9 protein-coding genes are annotated in these 12,984 nt (G+C 73.6%); 8 read left to right on the top strand and 1 reads right to left on the bottom strand.

What is annotated here, in order from left to right; genetic code table 11:
* Nucleotides 1-29 precede the first annotated feature (29 nt).
* On the top strand, nucleotides 30-947 hold the full coding sequence (murQ, locus tag G127AT_RS12360; RefSeq protein WP_210897318.1) for an N-acetylmuramic acid 6-phosphate etherase: 918 nt from the start codon (nucleotides 30-32) through the stop codon (nucleotides 945-947).
* A gap of 49 nt (nucleotides 948-996) precedes the next feature.
* Here murQ and G127AT_RS12355 read toward each other — a convergent pair whose 3' ends face one another.
* A complete protein-coding gene (locus tag G127AT_RS12355) occupies nucleotides 997-1,518 on the bottom strand; it encodes an AAA family ATPase (protein ID WP_425305902.1) in 522 nt (173 codons plus the stop codon).
* Nucleotides 1,519-1,607: 89 nt separating this feature from the next.
* Here G127AT_RS12355 and G127AT_RS12350 point away from each other — a divergent pair, with 89 nt between their 5' ends.
* The 7 genes from G127AT_RS12350 (at nucleotide 1,608) to G127AT_RS12320 (ending at nucleotide 12,951) form a co-directional block, all read left to right on the top strand.
* Entirely contained in the window at nucleotides 1,608-2,585 is a 978-nt protein-coding gene (locus G127AT_RS12350; protein ID WP_210897314.1) for a YeiH family protein, read from the top strand.
* Nucleotides 2,586-2,843: 258 nt separating this feature from the next.
* Complete coding sequence (locus tag G127AT_RS12345) at nucleotides 2,844-4,736, top strand: hypothetical protein (protein WP_210897312.1); 1,893 nt, start codon at nucleotides 2,844-2,846, stop codon at nucleotides 4,734-4,736.
* 3 nt (nucleotides 4,737-4,739) lie between these two features.
* Complete coding sequence (locus tag G127AT_RS12340) at nucleotides 4,740-6,506, top strand: YcaO-like family protein (protein ID WP_210897310.1); 1,767 nt, start codon at nucleotides 4,740-4,742, stop codon at nucleotides 6,504-6,506.
* Between the two features lie 31 nt (nucleotides 6,507-6,537).
* Nucleotides 6,538-8,169, top strand: a complete 1,632-nt coding sequence (locus G127AT_RS12335; protein WP_210897308.1) for a nitroreductase family protein — start codon at nucleotides 6,538-6,540, stop codon at nucleotides 8,167-8,169.
* Nucleotides 8,166-10,817: a lantibiotic dehydratase gene (locus G127AT_RS12330; protein ID WP_210897305.1), complete on the top strand. Its 2,652-nt coding sequence runs from the start codon at nucleotides 8,166-8,168 to the stop codon at nucleotides 10,815-10,817. The genes G127AT_RS12335 and G127AT_RS12330 overlap by 4 nt, the downstream gene beginning before the upstream one ends.
* Nucleotides 10,814-11,881 carry a lantibiotic dehydratase C-terminal domain-containing protein gene (locus G127AT_RS12325; protein ID WP_210897303.1) on the top strand — a complete coding sequence of 356 codons (1,068 nt, stop codon included), beginning with the start codon at nucleotides 10,814-10,816 and terminating at the stop codon, nucleotides 11,879-11,881. Before G127AT_RS12330 ends, G127AT_RS12325 begins: the two co-directional genes overlap by 4 nt.
* Nucleotides 11,878-12,951, top strand: a complete 1,074-nt coding sequence (locus tag G127AT_RS12320) for a hypothetical protein (protein WP_210897301.1) — start codon at nucleotides 11,878-11,880, stop codon at nucleotides 12,949-12,951. The genes G127AT_RS12325 and G127AT_RS12320 overlap by 4 nt, the downstream gene beginning before the upstream one ends.
* Nucleotides 12,952-12,984: the final 33 nt, after the last annotated feature.

The raw sequence follows: 12,984 nt of genomic DNA, 5'->3' as shown, positions 1-12,984 counted from the left end.
CCGCGTTCAGACGCGCAGTAAGGGAACGTATGGAGTTCAAAGCCGAACGCGCAGCCACCACGATGAACGGCACGACCGAAGCGAGCGACGAACGATACCGCGATCTGGATCTGCTTCCGCTCGATTCGGTGCTTTCGGCGATGAACGAGGCCGAGATGTCGGTTCCGCTCGCCGTGCGGGGCGAGATCCCGCGGATCGCGGCGGCGATTCGCGCGATAAGCGCGGGGCTCAAGGGCGGTGGCCGGCTGATCTACATCGGCGCGGGAACCTCCGGCAGGTTGGGCGTGCTCGACGCATCCGAATGTCCGCCGACGTTCTCGTCCGACCCGACGCAGGTCGTCGGGCTCATCGCCGGAGGTGACCTCGCACTGCGCAACGCGATCGAGGGCGCCGAAGACGACGCCGACGCGGGGGCCGCAACCGTCCTGGGACTGCAGCTCACCCAGGCTGACACCGTCGTCGGCATCGCCGCGTCAGGGCGCACACCGTATGTGCTCGGCGCTATCGCTGCGGCAACGCAGGCGGGCGCGACGACCGTGGGGATCTCGAACAACAGCGGCAGCGAACTCTCGAGCCTCGTCGATTACCCGATCGAGGTCGAAGTCGGCCCCGAAGTGTTGACCGGCTCCACCCGTCTCAAGGCCGGGTCGGCGCAAAAGCAAGTGCTCAACATGATCTCGACGGCCACCATGGTGCAGCTCGGCAAGACGTACGGCAACCTCATGGTCGATGTCTCGGCGAGCAACGACAAGCTGCGGCAGCGCGCATTGAACCTCGTGAAGACGATCACGGGCCGAAGCGACGACGTCGCGGAAGCCGCGCTCGCAGAGGCGGACGGCAGCGTCAAGGTGGCAGCGGTCGCGATCGTGAACGACTGTTCGACCGATGACGCTCGCGTCCTCCTCGATCGTCACGACGGCAATCTGCGCGCCGCCCTCGAAGCCTGACGCGTTCGTTCATGGAAGCAGGTCGTCTGACCATATCCGCTCGGACAGCTCAGCTGACGGACGCGCTGATCGCGGCGACGGTCTCCTCCGGTGCGCCGTTCGCGTCGATCCAGATCGCGCCGGGGCGGCTGATCCGTAGGCCGGCCAACGACCGGATGAGGTGACCGGCATCCGACGGTGATACGAGACGGTTGTTGATCGCGTGCTCCGGGCGTGAAGGCGATTCGGAGCGGCCCTGCAAGCGGCGGGCGAGCCCGTCCACCTCGATGTCGAGAACGAACTCATGAAACGACGCCGAGTGGTGTTCGGCTGCGCCCTCGAGCGCTTCGATGAAGTCCGTGCGAGCGAGGTACTGCCCCACGAACAGGTCGTGTTCTGATCGAAGCTGCTCGTCGACGAGGGCGAGCGCCAGGCGGCGAGCGTGGAGTCCGGCGGCAGTCGGGTCTTCCTCCCAACCCCCGAGGGAGTGTTTGATCTGGTCGACATCGAGGGCCAGCGCCATCCGGCATCGCGTGCTCAGCATGTGCGCCACCGTCGACTTCCCCGAACCCGGAGCACCGTTGATCAACACCACGCGAGCCACATTCCAACTCTACGTTCCAGGTCGTCTCGCCCTCGGGTGATCTCACCGCGCCCTCGCACCAGGGGTACCGTTGACCGGTGCGCCTGCTTCCCGGTCTCGGCGCCGCTGCGGCGGCGACGCTCCTGTCGTGGGGGGTGCATCTGCTGGTGCCGGCGGTGCCGATCCTCACGGCGGCGGTCGTGCTCGGCATCGTCGTCGGGCAGATTCCGGCGTTGCGCCCGGCCCTGTCGGGGGTGCTGTCCCCCGGGCTGAAGATCGCGTCGCGGCGGTTGCTGCGGATCGGCATCGTGCTGCTCGGGTTGAAGCTCTCGCTCGTCGATATCGCCGGGCTCGGCTGGGTGACGATCGCGACGACGGTCGCGGTGGTGCTGCTCACCTTCGCGGGCACGCTCGGCCTCGGCCGGCTGCTCGGGCTGCCGGGGCATCAGCCGCTGCTCATCGCGAGCGGGTTCTCGATCTGCGGGGCGAGCGCGATCGGCGCGATGAGCGCCGCCGTGCGTGCGAAGGACGAGGAGCAGGGCGTGCCGGTCGCCCTCGTCACCCTGTGCGGCACGCTCGCGATCGCGGTGCTGCCCGCTCTCCGCTTCCCGCTCGGGCTGTCGGCGGCGGAGTTCGGCCACTGGGTCGGCGCCGGCGTCCACGACGTCGGCCAGGTCGTCGCGACGGCGCAGATCGCGGGCGCGACGGCCCTCGCGGTCGCCGTCGTCGTCAAACTCACGCGTGTGCTCATGCTGGCGCCGATGGTCGCGGTCGCCTCCGCGGTCGAACGGCGTCGGGGTGTGGATGCCGCGGGCCCCGCCCCCGCGATCGTGCCCCTCTTCATCGCCGGCTTCATCGCGGCCGTGCTGCTGAACAGTTTCGTCCCGATCCCCGAGCCCGTGCTCGCGTCCGCCGACACCGTGCAGACGATGCTGCTTGCCGCCGCCCTCTTCGCGCTCGGCGCGAGCATCCGCTTCGCCGAGATCGCCCGCACCGGCTGGCGCTCCCTCGTCGTCGGCCTCACCTCGTGGGTGCTGGTCGCCGCCCTCGCCTACGGCGCGGTGCTGCTCGGGTAGGCCCACGGCATCCACTCGGCGTCGAAGATCCGCCCGGCTGAGACCGGTTGCAGCCGACGATCGTCGCAGATGATCCGATACATATGCGGCTCCGTCGATGAACCGACGATGACGCATCCCGCCCCCGCGGTGAACGCTTCATGACCGGCAGGGCGCGGGTCGGCGTGTCATACCCGCGAACCGGTGACACGGGCCGGTTGCGTGCGCTATCTTCCCAGACAGCACCATCCCCCTTGTCAGACAACTCGGAGGTTCGGAATGCCCGCGACGGACGTCAGACCGTGGTTGCGCCGCGACACGCTCTTCGCCGACTCGGGCACGGGGGTGCGCATCTCGAACCCGGTCTCGGGGTTCGAGATCGTCGGCCCGCGCGCCTACGCGCTGTTCCGGATGATCCACCCGTTCCTCGACGGTTCGATGACGATCGGCCAGCTCGAATCGGGCTTCACCGCCGAGCAGTGGGCGAAGGTCGAGTCGATCCTCACCCCCTTGGCCGACCACGGCTTCGTGCGGTGGATCCCCGATGCCGACTTCGCCGCGCTCGATCCGGGCGTCGCCGAAACCTTCGCCGAGCAGATCGCGTTCCTCGCGCAGTACAGCGACGAGCCGAACGCGGCGTTCGCCCGGTTCCGGGTCGCACCCGTGCACATCCTCGGGGCGACGCCGATGGCCCGTTCGATCGCCGAGAACCTCGTCGCCAACGGCAGCGCGGGCACCGTCGTCGTGCCGTTCGACGATGACTTCGCGGCCCCGGCATCCACCCGCCTCGCCGACGCCGCGGAGCTCGCCGGGGCGGAGCACCTCATCGTCACGCCGTCGCCGGCCGCGCTCGCCTGGTTCGCCGCAGAGGGCCGCCGCATCGACCGGCGCACCGTGCTCGCCGTCGTGCCCGGCGGCGAACGACTGTGGGCGCTGCCGCACCCCTGGGGCGACGACGACCCGGCACTGCCGGACTGGGGCGACGCCCTTGCCGCCCTCGAAGCGGGCGGCGCCCTCGGCGGCCTCGAAGAGACCTGGCTGACGGCCGCGGCCGGGCACCCGGTGCTCGGCCCGCGCACCGGCAGCGAACCCGTGCAGCGGATGCTCGGGGCGCTCCTCGCATACGAGGCCTTCAAGGGCCTCTCCGGCGCCCTCGCCCCCGAGACCGCCCGGCACGCCATCGAGCTCGACGCGGCCACCGGCGAAACCCGCGGGCACCGCGTGCACCCGCATCCGGCCGGCCGACCCCTCGAGCTCACCCCGACGGCGCCGCCTGCGGAAGGCTTCGGCGAGACGGGCACGATCGACGACTCCCTCGCCGAGGAGGTCGGCGCCTGGCTCGCGCTCGCCGACCCGGCGAGTTCGCGTGTGGCCGGCTTCGACGACGAGGACGTCATGCAGCTGCCGTTGAAGATCGGCGTTGCCCGGCTCGCCGACGGGCGCGAGGAGCGGGCCGCGAGCCTCTGGACGGCCGCCGACGCCCGCATCGAAGCCCTCGCCCGGGTCTACGCCGAGCTCGTGTCCGAGCTCGAATCGGGCCCGGCCGGATCGCAGTCCGCCGGCATCGAGCTGCGACGCCGAGACGGCGGCACGATCACGACCCCGGCCGCCCGCCTGTTCCGACGCTCCTCCGCGAACCACGACGGCCGGCATCCACGCGCCCCCTTCGGCGCCGGCGTCGGACTGCGCGAGGAGCACGCCCTCGAACGCGCCTGCCGCAGCTCCGCCGTCGAGGCCCTGCTGGCGGCCGCCGTCACGCACGGTGCGGTGCCGTTCGACTGGGACGACGACGGGGCGGCCGCGTCGTTCCTGCGGGACTCTGCGCCGGTGGATGCCGCCCTCGCCCTCTTCGACCTCGGCACCGTCGACGACTGGCACGGCGTGCTCGCCGCCGAACGGACGGGAGGCGTGTTCCGCTGGGAGGCCGCCGCCCGACGCACCCGCGGCGCCGCAACGATCGCCGCCGTCACCGAACTGCTCGGCGCCCACCAGGACCCGTCGCCGCCCGACCCGGCGACGCCGACGATGCGGGCCCTGCCGCACCTCGACCCGCGACGCTTCGCCGCCGCCGATGCCCCCGCCGAACTGCCCGGGCGGATGCACGCGGTCACCGTCGCCTCCGCGGCCTTCGACTCGCTCGGCCTTCGCGCCGCGCTCTCCTGTATCGACTGAGCGATGACGGGCGGCGACCGGCACCACCTCGAGCACCGGCACCACCAGCACGATCCGCGCCGCCCCGATCCGGACCGGCCCGATCCGGACCGGCCTGATCCGCGCCGGCACGATCCGCACCGGCACCGCCCCCGGCGGCTGCTCGGCGACCGCTACCTCGTGATCGCGGACGCGGACGTCTGCACCGACTGCGCGCTCGCACGCATGCGCGACATGGACGATTTCCAACTGCGCAGCCGGCATCGCGAAGCCGTCGACGTCGGCGCCCGGCATCCATTCCTGGCAGCCCTGGCCGACGCGGCCGCCGCACTGCCCCTGCCCGGGCCGCTCGCCGTCGACCGTCGCACCCTGGCGACCGAACGGGTCGACTTCGTCTGCCTCGAGCACTGCGAGCGGGCGGCGGCCGAGGCGGCGGCCGAGGCGACGACCGACGCGGCGGCCGCCCCGCCGCAGCCCGGTGCTCCGGGCGCCTACCGCTCTCGCCCGCTCGCCGCATCCTTCGCCGCCGGCCACCGCGAACGCGACCTCGCCAACCCTGTCGCAGGCCCCCTCTCGGCTGGCATCGACATCGACCTCGCGAGCCACATCACCGCCAAATCGTCGGGGTTCTTCATGAAGACCGGCCCGTACGGCCAGTACACCAGACCCTGGGGCGGGCATCGCAGCCGCACGATCGACGCGACCCGGCTCGGGCTGCTCGAGGGCATCGAACGCCTCGGTGCGGCGAGCCCGGCACCGGCCGCGATGCTCGACGAGCCGCCGGCCGGGGCGCGGCGAGTCGGCCTCGACGCCTTCGGCGTTCCCGGCGACGGATGGCTCCTGCCCGCCCCGGAGGTGCGGACCTGGACCCCGGGCGTCGCCCTGCGCAACGGCGAGGCCGTCGCCCTGCCGACCCGGCTCGTCGCCTACGACGCCGAACTGACCGACGCCCCCTTCGTGCAGGAGTCCTCGAACGGCTGCGCCGTCGGCGGCACCGATCGCGAAGCCCAACTGTTCGGCCTGCTCGAACTCATCGAACGCGACGCCTTCCTCATCGCCTGGTACGGCGGCGTGCCGCTGCCCGAAATCGAGCTCGCGAGCGTGCGGGATGCCGAAACGCGCTGGTTCCTGCGGCGCGCCGAGCTCTGCGGGCAGCGCATCCGCTGCTTCGACGCGAGCGAGACCGGCATCGGTATCCCCACCGTCATCGCGGTCTGCGAGAGCCCGACCGGGTCGGCATGCGTCGGCGCCGGAGCCCATCCCGACCCGGAACGGGCGATGGCCGCCGCCGTCGTCGAGGTCGCCTCCGACTATCAGGTCGTGGATCTCCGGCTGCGGCAGCGGCGAGACGAGATCGAACGGATGCTCGCCGACTTCACCGCGGTGCGCGCCATGGAAGACCACGCCGACCTCTTCGCGCACCCGGCCGCCCGCCCCTACCTCGGCGTCTGGCTCGACTCCGCGGGCCGCCCCGCCGAGCGGCGCCCGCTCGCCGCGCTCGCCCGGCATCCGCACCCCGGCCGGCACGTCGACGACGACCTCGCCGCCGTGCTCGACGCGATCGACGCCGCCGGCTTCGAAGCCTTCGCCGTCGACGCGGCGACCTCCCTGTCGCGCCGGCACGGGATCGCATGCTGGAAGACCGTCGTGCCAGGGCTGCTGCCGATCGACTTCGGCTGGCCGAAGCAGCGCGCCCTCGCCATGCCGCGGCTGCTCGACCGCGCCCGCGCGGCAGGCGGCGCACGCGGCGACCCCGAACCGCTGCACCTCGTGCCCCACCCCTTCCCGTGACCCGAGTTCCACCCGATCCGAAAGGCGAGACATGTCAGACGCCCCGGCCGGCCTCCGCCCGACCCGGTGGGACGCCGTGCCGCCCGGCACCGCCGCGACGGCCTACGCGTCCCTCATCCTGAACCGCGTCGCCGACGGCATGCCGGGCGACGAGCAGCCGGTCGACTGGGATCACGCGCCCCTCACCGGCGGCTTCGCCCCCGACGCGCCCATCCGCCTGCTGCCGCTGCCCGAGGCCGGCCGAGGCCTCCTCGCCGACCGCCCGGCCGCGACGCTGCAGACCATCACCGACCTCTGCCACATCGCCGACGGCATCGCCGCCCTCCGCCTGAGCGTCAACCTCAACGACCGGCCCGAGGTGCACACCCTGGCCCGTTCGGCGAAGTGGGGGCGCACCACGGCGTCCGGCGGCGGCCGCTACACGGCCGATCTGTGGCTCGTGCAGGGCGCCGGCGGCGACCTCGCGCCCGGCATCCACCGCTATTCGCACGTGCACAACGGCTGGGAGCAGCTCGACGGCCACGACCGCACCGAGGAGGTGCGGGCGGCGATCGGCGACGAACGCGCCGCGCACCGCTACCTCGTCACGACGATCGACTACTGGCAGTCGGCGTTCAAGTACCACGATTTCGCCTACCAGGCCACGGCGATGGATGCCGGAACGCTCTTCGGCACCTTCCACCGCCTCGTGGGCGATGACGTCGCCGGCACCTGGAACATGACGCTCGACGAGCCGGCGCTGGCCGCCGTGCTCGGCATCGACGCCCGCGACGACGGCGTGTACGCGGTGCAGGCCTGGCCGGCTCCGGATGCCGCAGGCGGTGCCCCGGCGACCCGGCCGGACCGCGGGGCGCCGGCAGCGGCCGCCGGCCTGCCCGTGCCTGTGCCCGTGCCCGCAGCCGGCGCCTACCCGATCCGCCGCGGCGCGCACCGCCCGCAACGCTTCCCGACGACGCTCGCCCTGCAACGCGACCATGCCGCATCCCCGCCCCCGACCCGGGCCGTCGCCCGCACGCTCGCCCCCGTACTCACCCCCGACGCCGATCGGGCCGCGCGCATCGCGGCGCTCGCCGCCCGCGAGACGAGCTTCGGGCGTTTCACGGGAGAAGCCGTCGCAGCGGGCGCCGTCCGAGCCGCCCTCGAAGCGGGCGCGGCGGCCGCCCGCGCGCTCGCCGGCGGCACGGTCCGCTTCGATGCCCTCGTCTCGGCGACGGCCGTCGACGGCCTCCCGGCCGGCCTGCACCTCTGGCGCGACGGCCGATTCGAGCGGCTGGACCCCGAACCGCAGGACGCGTTCCTCGCCTCCACCTACTTCCTGCAGAACTACGACGGGCGCCGGGCGGCGGCCACCGTCGTCCTGTGCGCGAACGTCTTCGAACTCGCCGAACGCGACGGCGTGCGCGGCTATCGGCTCGCGAACGCCGCGATCGGCGCCGGCTGCCAGGCGCTCCTCGCGGCCGCGACGGAGGCGGGTATCGGCTCGGGCACGGCGCTCGGCTTCGATGCCAGGGCGCACGCCGAACACGCCGGCCTCGACCTCGGCGAAACCTCGCCGCTGCTCATGATCATGCTCGGCCGCGACGATCCGCGCGCCGGGCGGCTCGACGTCTCCGCGACGACGATCGCAGCCGCATCCGGCCCGAGGATCGGAGGCCGCCGGTGAGCCTCACCGCCGACGCACCGGACCGCACCGTTCCGGCGGTGCGCGCGAGCCTGCATCCGCACCCGCAGCTGCGGCTGGGCGGCCTGCCCGTCGCCGCGATCGACGGACTCGGCGACGAGCGGCACCGGGATGCCGTCGCCCGGCACCGCCGCGCCCTCGCCCGCCTCGTCTCCGGCCGCGAGCGCCTGAGCGAGGCGCTGCACGGGGTGATCGGCGGCCTCGACGCGGCAGACGGCGACCGGCGGCGCCTGGTGCGGTTCCGTCGCGCCCTCTACGCCCTCGACCGCGCCGCGGCGAGCGCCGCGCTGGCCTCCGTCGGGCGGTCGACGCGGGCCGCGGTCGATGACGCCCTCGGCGATGCCGCCGGCGAGCTCGCGATCTGGCTCACCTTCGAACCGGAGCTCGACGCGGCGTTCGCGGGCCTGCTCGATGCGGAGCGCCGTCGTCTGCTCGCGGCCTGCGACGAATCGTTCCGGCTGGGGCTCGCGATCGCCTCGCCCGAGCTGATCGCCGGGCTCGACCGCTACGGGGCGCGCATCGACGCCGTCGACCGGAGAGGCAAACGCGTCGAACGCTCCGTGCTGTCGTATCTGCTGCGGGCCGCGGCGAAGACGACGCCGTTCTCGAGCCTGGGGCCGGTGGCCTTCCCGCGGGCCGGCGCGCCCGCTGCCGGGTCGACCGGGAGCATCCGACGCTCCCGATGGTCGATCCACCCCGTCGCCCGGGTGCTGAACGCCCTCGCCGAGGACCCGGACGCGATCGCCGGCCTCGAGGTGCGGCGCAGCCCGCACCTGCGGGCGCAGCCCGACGGGTCGATCCGCACCGACCGCACCACATGGGTGTTCAAAGACCTGGCCACGCGCGACGACTACGCGAACTGCACCGAGTCGGAGGTCGAGATCGGTGTCGGGCTCGTGCCGGCGCTGGTCGCGTCCGTCATCGGGGATGCGCCGATGCGATTCGACGAGCTCGTGGCCGGCATCGACCGGCACACGGGCCTCGGGGCCGCGCGGGCGGAGCGGCTCGCGCTCTCGTTCATCCGGCTCGGCGTCGTGGTCGTTCCGGCGCTCGCGGTCGATGCGCTGGGCGGGGCCGACGGAACCGAGGTCATCGCCCCGCTCGCGGCCTCCTCGGTGCGGGGTGCGGAGCTTGCCGAGCGGATGCGCGCATACCTCGCGGATGCGGAGCGTGTGGCGCGTGCGGCCACCGGGCACGAGCGGGTCGCCGCGATCACGGCGGTGCGGGAACGGGTGCGCGAGCTCTACGACACGGCCGGTCTCGACGCCGGGCTGCCGCGTTCGGTCGTGTACGAGGATGTGGTGCGCGGCGCGGTCGGCGTCGACGCCCCGGCGCCGTCCCTGGACGGTGACGGGCTCGTCCGGCTCGTGCGCTTCGTCGACCTGCTCGACGAATCGCATGTGCGCCGGGCGCTGCTGGCCGGCTACCTCGAGCGGGCCGGCGGCACCGCCCCGGTCGTCCCGCTCGTGCGCGGCTTCTCGAGCGAGTTGCTCGACTCCTTCCTCGCGTACGACACGACCGGCATCCCCGACGATGCGCTCGCCGACGACCCGTGGCTGCGCTGGGGCGGGGCGTGGCGGTGGGAGGCGGCCCGCCGGCGGCTCGTCGACGTGCTCCGCGCGCAGACGGCGCGCATGCCGTTGTCGGGTGCGGATGTCGCGGCGGGCTTCGCCGGCCAGGGTGCGGAAGTAGGCGGGGCGGCCGTGTTCGAGACGGCGCCGCGGATGCACGGGGCGTTCCGCGCCGCGAACCTGCTCGTGCAGGCGGGTGGGGCCGGCGAGCCGGCCGTCGTCCTGAACGACTGCTTCGGCGGCGTCGGCTTCCACGTCTCCCGCTTCGCGCACGCCCTCGACGGGGCTGCGGCTTCGTTCACGGCCGGCCTCGAACGCACGGCTGAGGCGCACGGGGTCGTGCTCGCCGAACTCGGCGGCGGCGCGGCCTTCACGAATCTCAACCTGCACGGTCGGCTGCTGTCGCGATCCATCGTGGTGCCGGGCGACCCGCCCACCGGCGCGGCCGGCGCGATCGACCCGGCCGGCCTCGAGGCCCGCCTCTCCGAGGGCCGGGCCGTGCTCGTCGACCGTGCGAGCGGCATGACGGTGCACCCCGAATATGCGGGGTACCTCGTGCCGGCGGCGACGCCGAAGACGCATCAGGTGCTCTCGCTGTTCACGCCGTCGGCGACGCTCAGCCGCAAACCCGCCGAGTTGCACCCCGAGCGGCCGGAGCCGGGCGAGCTCGTCGTCCGCCCGCGGATGCTCATGGCCGGCGTCGTCGTCTCGCGCGCTGCCGTGCTCCTCGCCGCCGCCGATCTGCCGAGCGCCGACCCGCTCACCGCCGCCGGATACGCGGAGTGGCTGCGGTTCTGGGCGCGCCACGGCATCCCGGAGCGGGTGTATCTGCGCCTGCTCGGCGAGGGCCGCCGGCAGAAGCCGTTCTTCTTCGACGTCACGCTCATCGTCGCCGTCTCGAACCTGCACAGCCGGTTGCGGGCGGCAGAGCCGGGCACCTCGCTCGAGATCGTCGAGGCGCTGCCCCATCCCGATACGGCCACGATCCTCGTCGACGGCGCCGCGCATGTCGCCGAGTCGATGGTCACCGCCGTGCTCACCGAGGAGGAGACCGCATGACCCTCGCCCCGCCCGCCGCAGCCGCACGCATCGCGCGCGAACGCGAACTCGACGCCGGCCACCGCTGGCAGGCGTACCACGTGTTCTACGGCGGCGCGCCGATCGTGCTGCTCTCGGAATGCCTGCTGCCGCTGGCCGACGCCCTCGTCGCCGACGGCGTCGCCACCGAGTACTTCACCATCAACTACTGGCTCGAGGGCAGCCATGTGCGCCTGCGGGTGCGCGTGCCGTACGGGGTGCCCGAGCAGGCCGTCGACGACCGGGTGCATCGCGAGATCGAGGCGTACCTCGCGGCCTCCCCGTCGCTGCACCCGATGACCGAGCTCACCGACAACGGCTTCTACGACCGGCTGTTCGCGGGCGAGTTCACCGAGGCCGACCGGCCGCGCTACTTCGATGCGGCGGGCCGGCCTCGGTTCATGCCGAACAACTCCGTGCACCGCCGCCCGTACGAGCGCGAATGGTCGCGGTACGGCGGCCCGACCGGGATGCTCATCGCCGAACGGCACTTCGTCGAGTCGACGGCGCAGGCGGCCCGGCTCATGCGCCTCGGCAATCTCGACGTGCGCACCATCCTCTTGGGCGTGGCGAGCCAGCTGACCTTCCTCACCGCCGCGTGCCTGCTCGGCGGCGATCGCGAGCTCGTCCACGACTTCTTCGTCGCCTACCACCGGCGCTGGGTCGCCGGGTACGGGCAAGGCGCCGTGTACACGGCCGACGCGGGTCGCCGGGAGCATGCGGGCACGGTGCGGGCCATGGCCGAACGCATCCCTCCGCTGATGGATGCCGCAGCGCGCGCGGACTTCGACGCCCTGCCGTCGTGGCTCGCCGACTGGGGCCGGATGAACGCGCGCGTCGCCGCCGACATCCGCGAGGCGCATCGCGGCCCCGGCCTCACCTTCGCCTACGACGACGGCGTCCGCCTCGCCGAGAGCGCGACGGCGGCATCGTGGTCGCTCGCGCACTCCCTCATCCATATGACGAACAACCGGATGATGGTGTCGGTCGCCGACGAGGCGTTCATCGCGTTCCAGATCGCCGAGGCGATGGGCGGCGCGCGATGAGCGGCGGCGAGTGGCGGCCGGCGCCGGCGGCGGGGCTCCGCGTCGGGCCGGCCCGCTGGGACGGTGCGCGCATGGTCACCGACGCCTCCTGCGACGGCCACGAGCGCATCCTGACGCTCGGCCTGCGGGAGCGCATGGTGCTGGAGCTCGTCGACGGCGAACGGTCCCCCGGCGCGATCGCCGCCGAACTCGCCGGGCAGGGCACGCCGCTGCCGCCGGCGGCGCTCACGCAGATCCTGAACGGTTTCGTGATGCACGGGCTGCTGGAGCGGCCCTTCGCGGTCGAGACCGCCGGCGTCGCCCGCGCCGACCGCGACGCCGCCACGGCCCCGGCGACCCGGCCGGAGGTCTGGGCCGGCGCGGCCAGGCGACGCGACCCGCTCGGGATGCTCGCCGCGGCCCCGGCGATGGCGGTGCTCGGCGTCGCGGCGGCCGCCGGCATCGCGGCCGCCGTGTTCGCGCTGCCCGCCGCGTGGGCGGCCGTCACGAGCGGTGCCGCCGGCGCCTGGCTCGTCGCGGCGATCCTCGCGGCCGTTGCGTGGACGGGCGCGGTCACGTGGGCGCACGAGGCCGCCCACGCCGCCGTGTTCCGCCGCCTGTCGGGCCGAGCCGCACGGCTCTCGATCACGATGCTCGGGGTCGTGCCGATGCCGAACACGCAACTGGCCGGCCTCGCCCTCCTCTCCCCCGGGCGACGGGCGCGCGTGGTCGCCGCCGGGCCGCTCGTCTCGCTCGCGGCGATGCTCGTGCCCGCGGCCGTGTTCGCCGCCGATCCGGCCGGCCCTGCCGGCCTGGCCGCCGCCGCCGCGGTCGTGCTCGGAGCGGCCGTGAACTGGCTGTCGCTCTCGTTCTTCCCCAATACGGATGCGACGCGTCTGCTCGAGGTCGCCGGCTCGGTCGATCAGGTGCAGGCCGTCGCATTCCGCGCGCTCGTACGGCCGTCTTCGATCCCGCGCGCCCTGCCCGGGGCGGCGAAGACCGTCATCCGGGCCTACCCGTTCTTGCTCGCCGCCTCCGTTCTGGCGACGGCGGCGCTCAGCGTGCCGGCCATCCGGTCGGTACTGCCGTGAGGCCGATCCCGGCCCCGCGGCATCCGCACACAC

Origin of the sequence: Agromyces archimandritae, from assembly GCF_018024495.1 — a bacterium.
GTDB lineage: Bacteria > Actinomycetota > Actinomycetes > Actinomycetales > Microbacteriaceae > Agromyces > Agromyces archimandritae.
Note: the sequence above shows the minus strand (reverse complement) of the source record. Positions and strands in the feature narration are given on the sequence as shown.

Coding starts and splice junctions, on each gene's coding strand:
- G127AT_RS12340 (WP_210897310.1), top strand. CDS start 4,740: ATGACGGGCGGCGACCGGCACCACCTCGAGCACCGGCACCACCAGCAC.
- G127AT_RS12320 (WP_210897301.1), top strand. CDS start 11,878: ATGAGCGGCGGCGAGTGGCGGCCGGCGCCGGCGGCGGGGCTCCGCGTC.
- G127AT_RS12345 (WP_210897312.1), top strand. CDS start 2,844: ATGCCCGCGACGGACGTCAGACCGTGGTTGCGCCGCGACACGCTCTTC.
- G127AT_RS12335 (WP_210897308.1), top strand. CDS start 6,538: ATGTCAGACGCCCCGGCCGGCCTCCGCCCGACCCGGTGGGACGCCGTG.
- G127AT_RS12325 (WP_210897303.1), top strand. CDS start 10,814: ATGACCCTCGCCCCGCCCGCCGCAGCCGCACGCATCGCGCGCGAACGC.
- murQ (WP_210897318.1), top strand. CDS start 30: ATGGAGTTCAAAGCCGAACGCGCAGCCACCACGATGAACGGCACGACC.